Raw genomic sequence first — 14,399 nt, 5'->3', positions numbered from 1 at the left:
GCATGGCTCTGGCAGAGACGGTGAAGGAACGGCTGGCGGGTCTCTCCGGCCTGTTCAAGCGCGGCAGCACGCCGCCCTTCGCGGCCTTCGAATGGATCATTGCCGGACGCTACATGCGGGCCCGGCGGCGCGGCGGCGGCGTCTCCGTCGTGGCTTTCTTCTCGGTCCTGGGCATCGCCCTCGGCGTCGCCACCCTCATCATCGTCCTCTCGGTGATGAATGGGTTCCGCACCGAACTGCTCTCCAAGATCGTCGGTATCAACGGCCACGTCTTCGTCACGCCCATCGACAAGCTGTTCACCGATTACGTCGACCTTTCCGACAGGCTCTCCAAGGTGGCCGGCGTCCGCTCTGCGATCCCGCTGGTGGAAGGGCAGGCCTTCGCGTCCTCGCCTTATGGCGGCAGTGGCGTGCTGGTCCGGGGTATCCGCGGCGAGGACATCGGGTCCATCGGGTCCATCGCCAAGACCATCCGGGGCGGCACCCTCGACGGATTCGACGACGGAACCGGGGTCGCCATCGGCCGAAGGCTCGCCGAGTCCCTCGGCGTCCAGGCCGGCGACCAGATCACCCTATCCACCCCGAAGGGGGCGACGACACCGTTCGGCACCGCGCCGCGCACCAAGGCCTATACGGTGAAGGCGATCTTCGAGATCGGCATGACCGAGTTCGACGCCACCTTCGTGTTCATGCCGCTGGCCGAATCCCAGGCCTTCTTCAACCGTGACAGCGATGTCAGCCTCATCGAGGTCTATCTCGACAACGCCGATGCGGTGGCGCAATTGCGGCCCGACCTTGAAATGGCGGCCGAGCGGCCCGTGCTTCTCACCGACTGGCGCCAACGCAACCGAACCTTCTTCGGGGCGCTGGAGGTGGAGCGGAACGTGATGTTCCTCATCCTCAGCCTGATCGTTGTGGTGGCGACCCTCAACATCGTCTCCGGCCTGATCCTGCTGGTGCGTGACAAGTCCAGCGATATCGCGATCCTGCGGACGATGGGCGCCACGCCCGGCACGGTGATGCGGGTCTTCCTCATCAATGGAGCGCTGATCGGCGTCGTCGGGACGCTGAGCGGCCTCGCACTCGGTGTCCTCATCACCCTCAACATCAAGCCGATCCAGCGGGTCCTGTTTCCCTCCGCCTGGGATCCGACCGTGCGGTTCCTCGCGGAGATTCCGGCCGAGATGAATTCCAGTGAGATCACCGTGGTGGTCCTCACCTCCATCGCCCTGTCGCTCGTGGCGACGCTCTATCCCTCCTGGCGCGCCGCCCGGCTCGATCCGGTCCAGGCCCTGCGTTACGGCTGAGGGGAGATTCAACCATCATGACCACCTCTGCCGACGAGGCCGGCGCGCCGCCGGTCCCGGCCCTGTTCTTCGCCAAAGTCGAACGCCGCTACGCGCAAGGAACGGAAGCTCTCGACATCCTGCGGGGGGCCGATCTCGCGATCTGGCCGGGCGAACTCGTGGCTCTGGTGGCACCCTCAGGGGCCGGAAAATCGACGCTTCTGCATCTCGCGGGCCTGCTGGAGCGACCCGATGGCGGCGAGGTCTATATCGGCGGCCAGCCCACGGCGGCCATGCCGGACGCCGAGCGCACGCGGTTCCGCCGCGAAGAGATGGGCTTCATCTATCAGTTCCACCATCTCCTGCCGGAATTCTCGGCCCTGGAGAACGTGGTGATGCCCCAGCTCATCCGTGGCCTCGGCGCCAAGGAGGCCAAGGCGCGCGCCACCGAACTTCTGAGCTTCCTCGGCCTGAAGGAGCGCCTTGTTCACCGCCCGGCCGAATTATCGGGCGGCGAGCAGCAGCGCGTCGCCATCGCTCGTGCGGTCGCCAACGGCCCGCGGCTGCTGTTGGCCGATGAGCCCACCGGTAATCTCGACCCGCACACGGCGGCGCATGTGTTCGGCATTCTTGTCTCGCTGGTGCGTGCCTCCGGCCTCGCGGCCCTCGTCGCCACCCACAACATGGAACTCGCCGCCCGCATGGACCGGCGCGTCACCATCCGCGATGGCATGATCGAGCAGTTGGCCTAAAGCCCAATCTGCAGCTGCATTTGTATAATGGAGCTGCCCCTTCAGCGACGGCGGGGCGCCATTTGTTCGATCGCGTCGCAGGCGGCCGACACGCCGTCCTGCCCGTTGAAGCGCAACCTGAGCTCCTGGCAGGCCTGGGCCACCTCTGGCGATGCGAGGAGGCGGCGGAGCCGGCGCGCACCGCGCCAGGGCGTGAAACGCCGGCGGCTGAGGCTCGTGCCGGCACGAAGGTGTTTCACCCGCGCCGCCTCGTCGAAATGGTCGAACGCCACCGGGACGATCATCTGCGGCGTTCCTGCGGCCAAGGCCTGCGCCACGGTTCCGATGCCGCCATGATGGATCAGCGCCGCCGCGTGCGGCAGCAAAGCGCTGAGCGGCGCGTAGGGGACATGGATCACGGTTTCCGGGAGGATCTCGGGCACCTGTCCCTGTTCCGGTGCGAGGAACACCCCGCGCCGTCCCAGGCGCTGACAGATCGCGAGGGCGGTGCGGAAGAAGGCGGTCGCCTGGCGCATCGCCGATCCATAGGTGAAGACGAGCGGGGGATCACCCGCCTTCAAGAACCGTGAGAGATGGAGCCCGAGGCGATCCGTGTCGCCGAACCGGTCGGCGATGGGAAAGCCCACATGCACGGCCTGCTGCGGCCAATCCGGCTGAGCACGGGCGAACCAATCGGGAAACAGGAGCAGGATACGGGAGGGGCTATTCCACCAGTATCGCAGTCGTCGCACCGGGTTGAGGCCCAGTTCCTGCCGGAACGCGTTGATGTAGGGCAAAGCGGCCGGGCCGATCACGTATCTGTCTGCGCCCCGGCCGATCCAGTGCCGAAGCCGGGATGGCGCCCAAGAGGGGAGTGGTACGCCCGGTAGGATCGGGGAGGCGTAGCGGCTCTCCATCAACATGGGCATCGCGTGGATCGTGATGACGGGGAGGCGCAGCTTCTCCTGTGCTACCCGCGCCCCGAAGGCCAGTGTCGATGCGACGACGATCGAACGGCCCTTGCGCGCATTCTCGGCGATCCAGCGATAGGTCTGCTCCGTCGCCGCCGCCATGTTGCCGAACAACGCGGCCGCCCCCTGCCTCGGATGCCAGAGCCGGGGATCGGATACAATCCGACGGTAATCGTCAGAATCGCCAAGGGAGTGGAACGGCAGACCAATGCGCGTTGCGTGGTCGGCAAAGGGGGCAGGGGCCGCGAGGATGACATCGTGCCCGCGACGCAGGCATTCGGCGCCGATGGCGAGAAACGGAAGAACGTCGCCATAAGAACCAAGGGCGATGAGATGTATTCGCATCCGGCCATTCACATTTGACAGAAAAATCAGCCGAAGATGAAGTAGTGCCAGAGATTTTTCGCGCTGATTGTTCTGTCAATTGCTTCGCCGGCCACGGAGTTGCCGTGCGATCGCTCTTGGTAAGATTTCGGACAGACCCGGAATCGTTCGCCAAGACTGCGCGGTCGAAACGATATCGGCGTCTGAGAGCGTGGTTCGACGACGCCGTTGGCCGAGCGAATCGCGTTAGGGAAGACGTCCGAGCTTTGTTAAGGGGCCGGTAACCCTGTTTCGAACCGCCTCGAATGCCCGCTTTACACAGAACAAAACAAGAACAAAGATCGTCGCGTCAACGAGAGGCGATCACAATGCTCAAGCGGATGATCCTGACCGGCGCGGTGGAATTCATGGCCTTCGGGTTGCTCTCCGGCGCATTCGTCGTGTGGGCAGTGGCGCTGGCACCTCTGCGGTAGGGGCCCTGCCTTAACGTTCGGTGAGCTTCAGCTCGATGCGGCGGTTGCGGGCGTAGACATCGTCGCTGGTGCCGGCCTCGATGGGTTGGAATTCACCGAAGGCGGCGGCAAGCAGACGTTGGGGCGGAATGCCCTTGCCGGCCATGTACTGCACCACCGCGATGGCGCGCGCCGCCGAGAGCGACCAGTTCGATGGGAATTGCGAACTGGCGATGGGACGGGCATCGGTATGCCCGTCGATACGCAGGACCCAGGGAATGTCCGCCGGGATCTGCTTCGACAGATCGAGGATGGCCGTGGCGATCCGGTCGAGTTCGGGCGCCGCCTCGGGCTTCAGGCTCGCCGAGCCCGCCGGGAACAGCACCTCCGATTGCAGGACGAAACGGTCGCCGACCACGCGGATATCGCTGCGGTTGCCGAGAATCTGGCGCAGGCGGCCGAAGAAGTCCGAGCGATAGCGTGCGAGTTCCTGCACCTTCTGGGCGAGCGCCACGTTCAGCCGGCTGCCGAGATCGGCGATGCGGGCCTGGCTCTCGCGGTCGCGGCTCTCGCTCGCGGCGAGCGCGTCCTCGAGGGCGGCGAGCTGGCGGCGCATGGCGCCGATCTGTTCGTTGAGGAGATCGATCTGCGATGCGGCGCGTGCATTGGTGGCACGTTCGGCCACCAGCTGCTTGTCGACTTCGCCCTGGCGGCCGTCACTGCTCGCAGCAGCGCCCGCCTGTTCCTTCAGCTTGTCGCGCTCGGCCTCGGTGCCGAGAAGCGTCGTGCGCAGGTTCGAGGCCTTCTCCTCCTGCGCCCGCCGATTGGAGCGTTCCAGGGCGAGAAGATCGGTGAGATCCGCGATCTGCCGGTTGAGCCGGTTCAGCACCGAATCGCGGCCGGTGATCTCCTGGGACAGGAAGAACTGTCCGACCACGAAGATCGTCAGCAGGAAGACGACGGCGAGCAGCAGCGTCGCCAGGGCGTCGACATAGCCCGGCCAGACGTTGAGGCTCCGGTCCCGGCGCGTGCGCAGCGAAGCCATCAGGCCTTCTCGCGGCCGAGCCGGTCGAGCACCTGCTTGAGCTCACGTTCCCGCGTCGCCTGCGCCTCGACCCAGTCGCGAATCATCTGCTGCTCGGCCCGCATGTGCTGGACGAGACCCTGGATACCCTCGGCGAGGTTGGTCATCGCCTGAGTCGCCACGCGGCCGTTGGCGCCCTCCGAGATGATGGCCGACAGCCGGTCCACCGCCTCGGTGAGTTCGCGGGCCGAGGCAGGCTCTTGCGCTGCTACGGGACGCGCCACCGCGGCATGTTCCTCACCAGAGACCAGCCAATCCTCCAGCTCGTTGTGGAAGCGGGCGTGAGCCTGGCCTGCCTGTAGGTCGAGGAAGCCGGTGATGAGCGAGCTCGCGAGGCCGAACAGCGAGGCCGAGAAGGCGAGGCCGATGCCGGAAAGCGGTTTGGCGAGGCCGCTCTTCAATTCGTCGAACATCGCGCTGGCTTCGCCGCCGCCGCGCATGCTTTGGATCACGCTGCCCACCGCGCCCAGCGTGTCGATGAGCCCCCAGAATGTGCCGAGCAGTCCGAGCAGGATGAGAAGCCCGGCGACGTAGCGCAGGATCTCGCGGCCCTCGTCGAGGCGGGCGGCCACGGTGTCGAGATAGGAACGGACGCCGGCCTGAGTCGTCCCCTCACGGCGCGCCAGGATCGCCGGGGAGAGCGGCGCCAGCAGCGAGGGCGGCTTGGCCGACCCCTCACCGGCTGCGACCGCGTTGACGTAGGCGACCTCGCGGAAGAGGCGGATCACCTGGCCGAAGGCGAGCAGAATGGCGATGAGGAGAACGCCGAGGATCAGCCCGTTCAACCCGGCATTGGCCAGGAAAGCCGGCGTGATCTGCCGGAACAAGACGAAGGCGAGGAACCCGACAAGGGTCAGGAAGACCAGCATCCGGACCAAGTAGATGCCCGGGCGGCTCAGGGGGGCAGTCGCGGAGCGGGTCGCCATGGGTTGTCTGGGACTCTGAGGACGCCGGTCTCAGACCATGCGTCGAGCTGCGGAAACGGAAAGCACTGCGCGTACGCTCGAGCTGAAGTGGACACACATTCGATGCATAGCCGTCCGCGATCAAGCGGCACGACTTCCTCGGATCGATCAAACGGCGTCTATGCACGGAATAGCGTGTGCGGCACGCGGGGGCGATCATGGCGGATCGCGACGGGCGTCCCATGGTCCATACCGGTCGGAAGGCCGGCTGCTACGCACACCGAATCGGTACCTCGATGATGCGGTACGGGGTCGAATCCCAGGGACGTTTCTGGACGAGGCGGACAGTCGTGTCCCCGGGCCGCTCCAGGCGAACGCGAAAGACCTTTTCTCGCGTAGCCCCGACGCCTTCAGCCGCCGGACCCAGGGCCTCGCTCACGATCGTGGCGGCTTGGTGTGCGACCTCGGCATACCAGAGGAACCCCCCGATTCCTTCGCCCGGAGCAGTTACCTCGATCGTCTCGCCAGAACAGGCCTTTATGGGGCCGCGACGCTCAAGCTCCATTGAGGTTCACTCCAGTACGATCCTTTATCGCGTACCGGCGCGCCCACAGACAAGTCCTTCGGTCGAGCCGGAGGCCTCATCCCCCGGTCTTCATGCGGAGACTTTCGAACGGCGCCGAGGGGGGGGCGATGCCAGAATGTCAGTTTTGAGAAGAGCAATCTCCGGATCGTAGAATAGCACTTCGGAATCGATGCCGCATTCACCAAAACCAATACGGAAGAATCCCTGTTCGCCCCAGCCAGTTCCCCAGCTGTTCTTCGCGATCCAGCATTGGTGAATGTCATCGTAACCGATGACGCAGACGGCATGCCATCCGAGGAAGTCGCCGGTGACATGGGTATAGATGCCGCTGCGGTAGGTGTAGAAATCCTGGTAGACGCGGAAACCTCCGATGACAGGTCCCTTCTGCAGCGCTTGCTTGCGAGCGATCTGAGATGCCGCTGTCTGATAGCGCGGGACGGTCACCACGGGTCGAATGTTGCGGCACGGCTGGTCGCCCGCCACGTAGGGAAAATCGACTTCCAGACCGATCCCGGGCTTCTTCGCGAAGGCGAGGGCCTTGGTGTAGAACCATCCCACGCCACAGGAGTTCGGCGCGCCGCAATAGAATAAGTGTGCTTCGGACAGATCAATGGCACCGTCGGGACGACCGGTTCCAAACAGCATTCGGCTCTCGACGGAGGCGCATGTCGCGAAGGCGACGCAGGAGCCGCAGTGCGACTGGTCCCTAATGGGCGTGACGTAATTCTTCCCGCTTACGTTCCGCCAGTCGAGATGCGCCGGGGGAGGGGCGACAACTTTGAACAGCGCCGATTCGGCATTTCTCGTTTCGAGGACGTCTTGCTTCGCGCGCTCTGGATCGAAGGACAGGCCGAACCGTTCGGTCGCCGGGCCACTTGCGTCGTAGTACTCGCTGAGAGCTGTGGGACCCGAATCCCACTGGGCACCTGCCCGCTGGATCGCTGCATTGATGCGGAAAAAATCGGGTTCGGCCAAGTCTACAACCTCCAGGGGAGATCCGACGAATCTCTCCTGTAGGTTGTGTGTGGGGATGAGGTGATAGTCAAGGTTGTCTTTCAGGCGCAGGCCCTATCAGCGGGGCCGAGTTGCGCCTGCGCGCGTGGCTTAATCCCAGGCGCGAGGCCAGGTTTCTTCCAGATGAGGGCCCAGGCGTACTGCCGAGACCATGGTGGCGAGCCCCGTGGCATTGTCGGTCTCGACGGCGATCCCGCATAACGTGCCCTTACCCTGCGCCGCTTCCAGGCGCGTGCCGGGGGTCTTCTGCAGGAAGCGCCGCAGGGGCTCATCCTTCTGCATGCCGAGGATCGAATCGTAATCGCCGCACATGCCCGCATCGGACAGGTAGGCGGTGCCGCCGGGGAGAATGCGGTGGTCGGCGGTGGGCGTGTGCGTATGGGTGCCGACGACGAGGCTGGCGCGGCCATCGAGGAAGTGGCCGAAAGCCTGCTTCTCGCTGGTGGCCTCGGCATGGACATCGACGATGACGGCGTCCGCCACCTCGCCGAGGGGGCAGGCCGAGAGTTCTCGCTCGGCGGAGGCGAAGGGATCGTCCAGCGCATCCATGTAGATGCGGCCCATGACGTTGAGAACGAGGACGCGGGCGCCGCCCCGCGTCTCGACCACGGTGGCGCCGCGTCCCGGTGTGCCCGGCGGGTAGTTCGCCGGGCGGACGAGCCGCGTTTGCCGCTGGATGAAGACGAGAGCTTCGCGCTGGTCGAAGGAATGGTTGCCCAGCGTCACCGCATCGGCGCCCGCCTGGAGGAGCTCGTCGCAGATCGCCTCGGTGATGCCGAAGCCGCCGGCCGCGTTCTCGCCGTTGATGACCACACAATCGAGGCGCCAGCGCTCACGCAGCTTCGGCAGCCGGTCCATCACCGCATTGCGGCCGGGTCGGCCCACCACATCGCCGAGGAAGAGAAGTCGCATGCGTCGCTGTCAGTCCCGGACGAGCGGGACCGGTCCCGCTTCCGTAATGAGGTGGTCGAGGGGTTGGTCGTGCGGCTCGGAGGGCACGTACTCCACTTCCTGCACGGAAAAGGCGATGCCGATCGTCAGGACGGGGCCGTTGCGGGAGAGCCGGTCGATCGCCTGATCGTAATAGCCGCGTCCGTAGCCGATGCGGTGCCCGCGCCGGTCGAAGGCGGCGAGCGGAACGATGAGGGCGGTGGGATCGAGGGGGGACAGGTCGTCGCGCGGTTCGCTGAGACCGAAGGAACCCGGAACCAGCGCCTCACCGGCGCGCCATTCGCGGAAGACGAGGCCCTCCGGCGTCACCTTCGGCAGGGCGACTCGCTGGCCGCGCGCGAACAGCATCCCGATGAGAGGGAGGGGATCGACTTCGCTGCGGATCGCCCAGAAGGCACCGACGATGGGAGCCTGGGCGAGGGGCTCGACCTGCATCACACTCTCGGCGATCCGTAATCCGCCGACCCGGCGGGTCTCGGGGGCGAGGCCATCGCGGCGGGCGAGGGCATCCTTGCGAAGGGCGGCCTTCAGGGCGGGGAAATCAGAGTGCGGAGCCACGTGAGCCGTTGGAGTTGCGATCCCGGGAAACCTACAGTGTAGGTGGGCGCCGTGTTGGCCAAGTCCAGGGACAGGGCCAGGGACAGCTCCCTGGGGAGTCGATAAGGCCCCGGGGAAAAGTACTCCTGACGAACCCCGCAGCACCGCATCACTCATGTAGCGTCGGCCGGCCGTGGGCGCCAGGGGGGAGCGCGCGCAATCATGCGCCAGAGGCCATCATCCCGCCGCCAGCGCGTGAGCCAGACGCTCGATCCGGTCCGCCGCACGGCCGAGCCCGTCCGCGATGCGCGCCTCCTCTTCGGCACGGAGGGAATCCGCACTCTCGACGCGGTCCCGGAGGGCCGCCGTCTCTGTCTCGAGCTCTGCGAGACGGCGCTTCAGTTCCGCCAATTCGTCCGCCTGAGTCAGGGCGGCCATGACGTGAAGACGCATGTCGCCGATCTCGCCGAAGGATTTCCGCATCCCGGTCACGCGGGTGTCGAGTTCCGCGGCCAGCGCCGAGAGATGCGCCTCTTCGCCTTCGGCGCAGGCCATCCGGTAGCTCTTGCCGTCGATGGTGACGCTGATCTGAGGCATGTCCGATAGGGTTGGTGTGAGAGAGGCGGGTTTAACGCGCGGCGCGGGGATGGGCCAGCACGCCCTCCACCGCTTCGATCGCCCGGCCGAGGCGGTGGCCGACATCGCTGGTCGTCGCCTCCACCGTGGCGAGGCGGGCGCTGGCAGCGTCGAGCTCCGCCGCGAGGCGCGCCCGGTCCTCCGCCATGATCGCGAGTTCCGTCTCCAGGTCGCCGGGCTCGCGCTCGGCTTCGAGGCGATGGGTCACCGACGCTTCCAGCCGGGTCAGGGCCGTCTCCAGCCGGGCAAGGGCGTGGTCGACGTTCGGCCGCTCGGGCGTCGGGATCATCGTTGTACCTTCCGCCGGGTCATGGATCTGCCCGTCCACTTGTTTCGGAAAATCGGATTTGTAGCCAAATCGCTACCGATACGCGCGCGAAATCGCTGCTTTGCCATCATATGCGGGGAAGGAGAACGAATCGATCAGGCAAAACCTTTGCCAGCGGTTTCCCTCATGTTAGAGACCGCGCGCTCCTCGAACCGACCGTCAGATTGGGAATTCGAGCCCGTGACCCGTTCAACACTCGTTCCCGCATCGGTCCATTCATGGGCGCATGAGGGGTCGAGGACGGGCGATGCGGTTCATCTGACGTTCAACGGTGCACATGACACAGCGACGCCGAATGGCGGCTCCGCCCCTCCGGCCCGCTGTCTCGCTCTTGCTGCTTACGGGTTCCGCGAGGTCGGCGCCCGGTACATAGAAGGATTCACGCCGTGTCGGTGAAGGTTGCCATCAACGGGTTCGGACGCATCGGCCGCAACATCCTGCGCGCCATCCACGAGGCCGGCCGCAAGGATATCGAAGTCGTCGCGATCAACGATCTCGGCCCCGTCGAGACCAATGCCCACCTGCTGCGCTTCGACTCCATCCACGGCCGTTTCAACGCCAAGGTCGAAGTGGATGGCGAGTTCATCGTCGTCGACGGTCAGCGCATCAAGGTCACGGCCGTGCGCAACCCGGCCGAGCTGCCGCACCGCGAGCTCGGCGTCGACATCGCCCTCGAATGCACCGGCATCTTCACCTCGAAGGACAAGGCCAAGGCGCATCTCGATGCCGGCGCCAAGCGTGTCATCGTCTCGGCCCCCGCCGACGGTGCCGACCTGACCGTGGTCTACGGCGTCAACCACGACAAGCTGACAGCCGACCACCTCGTCATCTCGAACGCCTCCTGCACCACCAACTGCCTCGTGCCGGTAGCCAAGGTGCTCAACGATCTCGTCGGGATCGAGCGCGGCTTCATGACGACGATCCATTCCTACACCAACGATCAGCCCTCCCTCGACCAGATGCACAAGGACCTGTACCGGGCCCGTGCCGCCGCGCTGTCGATGATCCCGACTTCCACGGGGGCCGCCAAGGCCGTCGGCCTCGTCCTGCCGGAGCTGAAGGGCAAGCTCGACGGAACCTCGATCCGCGTGCCGACCCCCAACGTTTCGGCGGTCGACCTCGTGTTCACCGCCAAGCGCCAGACCTCCGTCGAGGAGATCAACAACGCGATCCGCGCCGCAGCCGATGGTCCGTTGAAGGGCGTGCTGGCCTATACCGACCAGCCCAACGTCTCCATCGACTTCAACCACGATCCTCACTCGTCCACGTTCCACCTCGACCAGACCAAGGTGATGGACGGCACGTTCGTGCGTATCCTGTCCTGGTACGACAACGAGTGGGGCTTCTCGAACCGCATGGCCGACACGGCCGTGGCGATGGGCAAGCTGCTCTGAGAGCGGCGCTCCGGGGGGGCCTTCGGGCCGCCCGACAAGCCTCGCCAACGATATCCTGTGATCGACCAGCAACGGTGCGTCTGAAATGACCGAGCCTTCGCCGACCCCGTCCACCGGAAACACCTTCATCCCGGGCGCCAAGCCGCTCGAGAACAAGCCACTCGAGAATAATCCGCCCCCGTCGACCGGTATCGTGCCCGAGACCCAGGCCATCGCCAACCAGAAGGCGACACCGCCCGCCGTCGTCGGCAAGGCCGAGCCTGTGTCCTCCTCGCCCGGCAGCGATCAACTCGCGCGGATCGAGGACAAGTGCGCGCGGATCGAGGACAAGTACGCCCGCTCCGAGGCTCTGCTCTCCCGCGTGGAGGAGAAGATCGAAGGTGCGACCACTCGCATGAGTGAGGCGGCGCGCCAATCCGATCTGGCCGCCCTGCGAAGCGAAGTCCGCGCCGTCGCCGACAGGACCCGCCGGTTGCCCGGTTCCGGCGCGCTGGTGCTGACCGCGGTCATCACGGCCGTGCTCACCGTGGCGTTAACCATCGCCGCACAGCGCTTCCATCTCGACGGGCTTCTCCCTCCGCGCTGATAGTTTCCTCAACGACATTGAAGGCCAGGATGACCGCTTTCCGCACCCTCGACGATGCCGGCTCTCTTCAGGGCAAGCGCGTACTGCTCCGCGTCGACCTGAACGTGCCGATGGAGGGGGAGCGCGTCACCGACGCGACCCGCATCGAAAGGATCGTCCCGACGATCCGGGAGATCGCCGATGGCGGCGGGCGCGTGGTGCTCCTGGCGCATTTCGGTCGCCCCAAGGGCAAGCCGGTGGTGGCCGATTCGCTGAAGCAGGTGGTCTCCGCGCTATCCCAGCATCTCGGCCGCCCGGTCGCCTTCGCGGAGGATTGCATCGGGGAGACAGCGTCGTCGGCCGTGTCGGCACTGAAGGATGGCGACGTCCTCCTCCTGGAGAACACCCGCTTCCACACCGGCGAAGAGAAGAACGAGGCCGGTTTCGTGGCGGCGCTCGCTGCCAACGGCGACGTCTTCGTCAACGAGGCCTTCTCGGCCGCGCATCGCGCCCATGCCTCGACCGAGGGCCTCGCCCATGTACTGCCGGCCTATGCCGGCCGGCTGATGCAGGCGGAGCTCGACGCCCTGACCAAGGGGCTCGAGTCGCCGACACGGCCGGTCATCGCTCTGGTCGGCGGCGCCAAGGTGTCGTCGAAGATCGATCTCCTGCAGAACCTCGTCGCCAAGGTGGACATGCTCGTCATCGGTGGCGGCATGGCCAACACCTTCCTGCACGCCCAAGGGAAAGCCGTCGGCAAGTCCTTGTGTGAAAAGGATCTCGCCGAGACGGCGCTCCGCATCCTCGACGCCGCTGCAGCCGCCAAGTGCCGCATCATCCTGCCCGTCGACGCGGTGGTCGCGACCGAGTTCAAAGCCAACGCGGCGCATGAGACCGTGGGTGTCGACGCCGTGTCGGAGACCGGCATGATCCTCGATGCCGGCCCGGCCTCGGTCGCCGAGATCGACGCCGCCATCGACGAGGCTGCGACCCTGGTCTGGAACGGCCCTCTCGGCGCCTTCGAACTGACGCCCTTCGACGCCGCGACGGTGGCGGCGGCGCGCCACGCGGCCGAGCGTACCAAGGCCGGCAAGCTCGTCTCAGTGGCGGGCGGCGGCGACACGGTGGCCGCCCTCAACCATGCCGGCGTCGCCGACGATTTCTCCTACGTATCCACCGCCGGTGGCGCGTTCCTCGAATGGCTGGAAGGCAAGGTCCTGCCTGGCGTCGAGGCACTGCGCGTCAAGGGGTGATCGGTTCCATCTCAGGTCCCATCACCTCGCGCTGAGGCGCCCGCGGCATCGGGCTTCGAAGGAGGGCTCCGGCATCCTCCGGGCGAACTGGAGGGCTCCTTTGAGGTCTTCGCTCCGCTTCGGCACCTGAGGATGAGGTGTTTGGGTCGGATTTTGGGATGACGACACAGCGTTCTGTCGCCGAAGGCTTCGGGATGGAGTTGCGACGGACCCGGTAAGGTCCGACAAGGCAGACATATTTCAGTGGATGGCGGCCCATTGCGTCGGCCCCATCGTTTGAGGAGACACCAATGGCACGCATCACCCTGAGGCAGCTCCTGGATCACGCCGCCGAATACGAATACGGCGTGCCGGCTTTCAACCTGAACAACATGGAGCAGGGCCTCGCCATCATGGCAGCGGCGGATGCCACCGATTCGCCGGTGATCCTGCAGGCGAGCAGGGGCGCGCGCGCCTATGCCAACGACGTGGTGCTGGCCAAGCTCATCGACGGCCTCGTGGAGATCTATCCCCACATCCCCGTCTGCATGCATCTCGACCACGGCAACAACGAAGCCACCTGCGCCACCGCCATCCAGTACGGCTTCACCTCGGTGATGATGGACGGCTCCCTGAAGGCCGACGGCAAGACCCCCGCCGACTACGCCTACAATGTCGAGATCACCGGCAACGTCACCCGCATGGCCCATTGGGCCGGCGTCTCGGTGGAGGGCGAGCTCGGCGTGCTAGGTTCGCTGGAGAGCGGCCAGGGCGAGGCCGAGGACGGCCACGGCGCCGAGGGCGTGCTGAGCCACGACCAGCTCCTCACCGACCCGGAAGAGGCGGTGAAGTTCGTCACCGCCACCAAGGTCGACGCGCTCGCCGTTGCCATGGGCACGAGCCACGGTGCCTATAAGTTCACCCGCCAGCCCGATGGCGACGTGCTGGCCATGAACGTGATCGAGGAGATCCACCGCCGCCTGCCGACGACCCACCTCGTCATGCACGGCTCCTCCTCGGTGCCGCAGGACCTGCAGGACATCATCAATTCCTACGGCGGCCAGATGAAGCCGACCTGGGGCGTGCCGGTGGCCGAGATCCAGCGCGGCATCAAGCACGGCGTGCGCAAGATCAACATCGACACCGATAACCGCATGGCCATGACCGGTCAGATCCGGAAGGTGCTCACCGAGAACCCGGCCGAGTTCGACCCGCGCAAGTATCTGAAGCCCGCCATGGACGCGATGACGAAGCTCTGCCGCCAGCGTTTCGAGGAGTTCGGCACCGCCGGCCAGGGCTCGAAGATCCGCCCGATCTCGGTCTCCGAGATGGCCAAGCGTTATGCCAACGGCTCGCTCGACCCGAAGATCGGCGCCGCCTGAGTCCCTGTTTCATGCTTTCGG

At 65.9% G+C, this 14,399-nt stretch carries 15 protein-coding genes and 1 other RNA gene; 6 read left to right on the top strand and 10 right to left on the bottom strand.

Annotated features, from left to right (window positions below; translation table 11 throughout):
• Positions 1–2: 2 nt before the first annotated feature.
• Together RQI43_RS19185 and RQI43_RS19180 are read left to right on the top strand one after the other, a co-directional pair.
• Positions 3–1,307, top strand: a complete 1,305-nt coding sequence (locus RQI43_RS19185; RefSeq protein WP_207412264.1) for a lipoprotein-releasing ABC transporter permease subunit — start codon at positions 3–5, stop codon at positions 1,305–1,307.
• A 17-nt stretch (positions 1,308–1,324) separates the two neighbouring features.
• Complete coding sequence (locus RQI43_RS19180) at positions 1,325–2,038, top strand: ABC transporter ATP-binding protein (protein WP_311276252.1); 714 nt, start codon at positions 1,325–1,327, stop codon at positions 2,036–2,038.
• A gap of 41 nt (positions 2,039–2,079) precedes the next feature.
• Here the strand turns inward: RQI43_RS19180 and RQI43_RS19175 are convergent, their stop codons facing one another.
• The 10 genes from RQI43_RS19175 to RQI43_RS19135 all read right to left on the bottom strand — a co-directional run bounded on the left by RQI43_RS19175 (position 2,080) and on the right by RQI43_RS19135 (position 9,766).
• Positions 2,080–3,333 (bottom strand): nucleotide disphospho-sugar-binding domain-containing protein, encoded by a 1,254-nt coding sequence (locus RQI43_RS19175; RefSeq protein ID WP_311276251.1) that lies wholly within the window; start codon positions 3,331–3,333, stop codon positions 2,080–2,082.
• Positions 3,334–3,795: 462 nt separating this feature from the next.
• A complete protein-coding gene (locus RQI43_RS19170; RefSeq protein WP_056434347.1) occupies positions 3,796–4,809 on the bottom strand; it encodes a peptidoglycan -binding protein in 1,014 nt (337 codons plus the stop codon).
• Positions 4,809–5,774 carry a MotA/TolQ/ExbB proton channel family protein gene (locus RQI43_RS19165; RefSeq protein ID WP_311276250.1) on the bottom strand — a complete coding sequence of 322 codons (966 nt, stop codon included), beginning with the start codon at positions 5,772–5,774 and terminating at the stop codon, positions 4,809–4,811. Before RQI43_RS19165 ends, RQI43_RS19170 begins: the two co-directional genes overlap by 1 nt.
• A 250-nt stretch (positions 5,775–6,024) precedes the next feature.
• The gene (locus tag RQI43_RS24590; protein ID WP_405030665.1) at positions 6,025–6,318 is read right to left on the bottom strand and encodes a protease inhibitor I42 family protein; all 294 of its coding nucleotides are present in this window, start codon (positions 6,316–6,318) and stop codon (positions 6,025–6,027) included.
• Between the two features lie 90 nt (positions 6,319–6,408).
• Positions 6,409–7,314, bottom strand: a complete 906-nt coding sequence (locus tag RQI43_RS19160) for a C1 family peptidase (protein WP_311276249.1) — start codon at positions 7,312–7,314, stop codon at positions 6,409–6,411.
• A 129-nt stretch (positions 7,315–7,443) separates the two neighbouring features.
• The gene (locus RQI43_RS19155; RefSeq protein WP_311276248.1) at positions 7,444–8,265 is read right to left on the bottom strand and encodes a TIGR00282 family metallophosphoesterase; all 822 of its coding nucleotides are present in this window, start codon (positions 8,263–8,265) and stop codon (positions 7,444–7,446) included.
• A 9-nt stretch (positions 8,266–8,274) separates the two neighbouring features.
• Positions 8,275–8,862 (bottom strand): 5-formyltetrahydrofolate cyclo-ligase, encoded by a 588-nt coding sequence (locus RQI43_RS19150; RefSeq protein WP_311276247.1) that lies wholly within the window; start codon positions 8,860–8,862, stop codon positions 8,275–8,277.
• A non-coding RNA gene (ssrS, locus tag RQI43_RS19145) (6S RNA) lies at positions 8,852–9,009 on the bottom strand. Before ssrS ends, RQI43_RS19150 begins: the two co-directional genes overlap by 11 nt.
• A 69-nt stretch (positions 9,010–9,078) precedes the next feature.
• Positions 9,079–9,438, bottom strand: a complete 360-nt coding sequence (locus tag RQI43_RS19140; RefSeq protein WP_311276246.1) for a cell division protein ZapA — start codon at positions 9,436–9,438, stop codon at positions 9,079–9,081.
• A gap of 31 nt (positions 9,439–9,469) precedes the next feature.
• Positions 9,470–9,766, bottom strand: a complete 297-nt coding sequence (locus tag RQI43_RS19135; protein WP_056434715.1) for a DUF4164 domain-containing protein — start codon at positions 9,764–9,766, stop codon at positions 9,470–9,472.
• A 425-nt stretch (positions 9,767–10,191) separates the two neighbouring features.
• On the opposite strand from RQI43_RS19135, the gene gap reads away from it, so the two are divergent.
• The 4 genes from gap to fba all read left to right on the top strand — a co-directional run bounded on the left by gap (position 10,192) and on the right by fba (position 14,378).
• Positions 10,192–11,199, top strand: coding sequence for a type I glyceraldehyde-3-phosphate dehydrogenase (gene gap, locus RQI43_RS19130; RefSeq protein ID WP_056434335.1), 1,008 nt, complete (start codon positions 10,192–10,194; stop codon positions 11,197–11,199).
• A gap of 85 nt (positions 11,200–11,284) precedes the next feature.
• Entirely contained in the window at positions 11,285–11,785 is a 501-nt protein-coding gene (locus RQI43_RS19125) for a hypothetical protein (RefSeq protein ID WP_311276245.1), read from the top strand.
• 29 nt (positions 11,786–11,814) lie between these two features.
• Positions 11,815–13,017, top strand: a complete 1,203-nt coding sequence (locus RQI43_RS19120) for a phosphoglycerate kinase (RefSeq protein WP_311276244.1) — start codon at positions 11,815–11,817, stop codon at positions 13,015–13,017.
• Positions 13,018–13,307: 290 nt separating this feature from the next.
• Positions 13,308–14,378 carry a class II fructose-bisphosphate aldolase gene (fba, locus tag RQI43_RS19115; RefSeq protein WP_056434328.1) on the top strand — a complete coding sequence of 357 codons (1,071 nt, stop codon included), beginning with the start codon at positions 13,308–13,310 and terminating at the stop codon, positions 14,376–14,378.
• Positions 14,379–14,399 lie beyond the last annotated feature (21 nt).

Source organism: Methylobacterium sp. WCS2018Hpa-22 (assembly GCF_031843785.1).
In the GTDB taxonomy this organism is placed as follows: Bacteria; Pseudomonadota; Alphaproteobacteria; order Rhizobiales; family Beijerinckiaceae; genus Methylobacterium.
The sequence above is the reverse complement of the archived record's forward strand: the minus strand, read 5'-3'. Positions and strand labels throughout refer to the sequence as shown.

Bases quoted from the DNA above. Each gene is read 5' to 3' on its own strand.
- RQI43_RS19170 (WP_056434347.1), bottom strand. From the start codon at position 4,809: ATGGCTTCGCTGCGCACGCGCCGGGACCGGAGCCTCAACGTCTGGCCG.
- RQI43_RS19155 (WP_311276248.1), bottom strand. From the start codon at position 8,265: ATGCGACTTCTCTTCCTCGGCGATGTGGTGGGCCGACCCGGCCGCAAT.
- RQI43_RS19125 (WP_311276245.1), top strand. From the start codon at position 11,285: ATGACCGAGCCTTCGCCGACCCCGTCCACCGGAAACACCTTCATCCCG.
- RQI43_RS19165 (WP_311276250.1), bottom strand. From the start codon at position 5,774: ATGGCGACCCGCTCCGCGACTGCCCCCCTGAGCCGCCCGGGCATCTAC.
- RQI43_RS19140 (WP_311276246.1), bottom strand. From the start codon at position 9,438: ATGCCTCAGATCAGCGTCACCATCGACGGCAAGAGCTACCGGATGGCC.
- RQI43_RS19120 (WP_311276244.1), top strand. From the start codon at position 11,815: ATGACCGCTTTCCGCACCCTCGACGATGCCGGCTCTCTTCAGGGCAAG.
- RQI43_RS24590 (WP_405030665.1), bottom strand. From the start codon at position 6,318: ATGGAGCTTGAGCGTCGCGGCCCCATAAAGGCCTGTTCTGGCGAGACG.
- RQI43_RS19135 (WP_056434715.1), bottom strand. From the start codon at position 9,766: ATGATCCCGACGCCCGAGCGGCCGAACGTCGACCACGCCCTTGCCCGG.
- RQI43_RS19175 (WP_311276251.1), bottom strand. From the start codon at position 3,333: ATGCGAATACATCTCATCGCCCTTGGTTCTTATGGCGACGTTCTTCCG.
- RQI43_RS19180 (WP_311276252.1), top strand. From the start codon at position 1,325: ATGACCACCTCTGCCGACGAGGCCGGCGCGCCGCCGGTCCCGGCCCTG.
- RQI43_RS19185 (WP_207412264.1), top strand. From the start codon at position 3: ATGGCTCTGGCAGAGACGGTGAAGGAACGGCTGGCGGGTCTCTCCGGC.
- fba (WP_056434328.1), top strand. From the start codon at position 13,308: ATGGCACGCATCACCCTGAGGCAGCTCCTGGATCACGCCGCCGAATAC.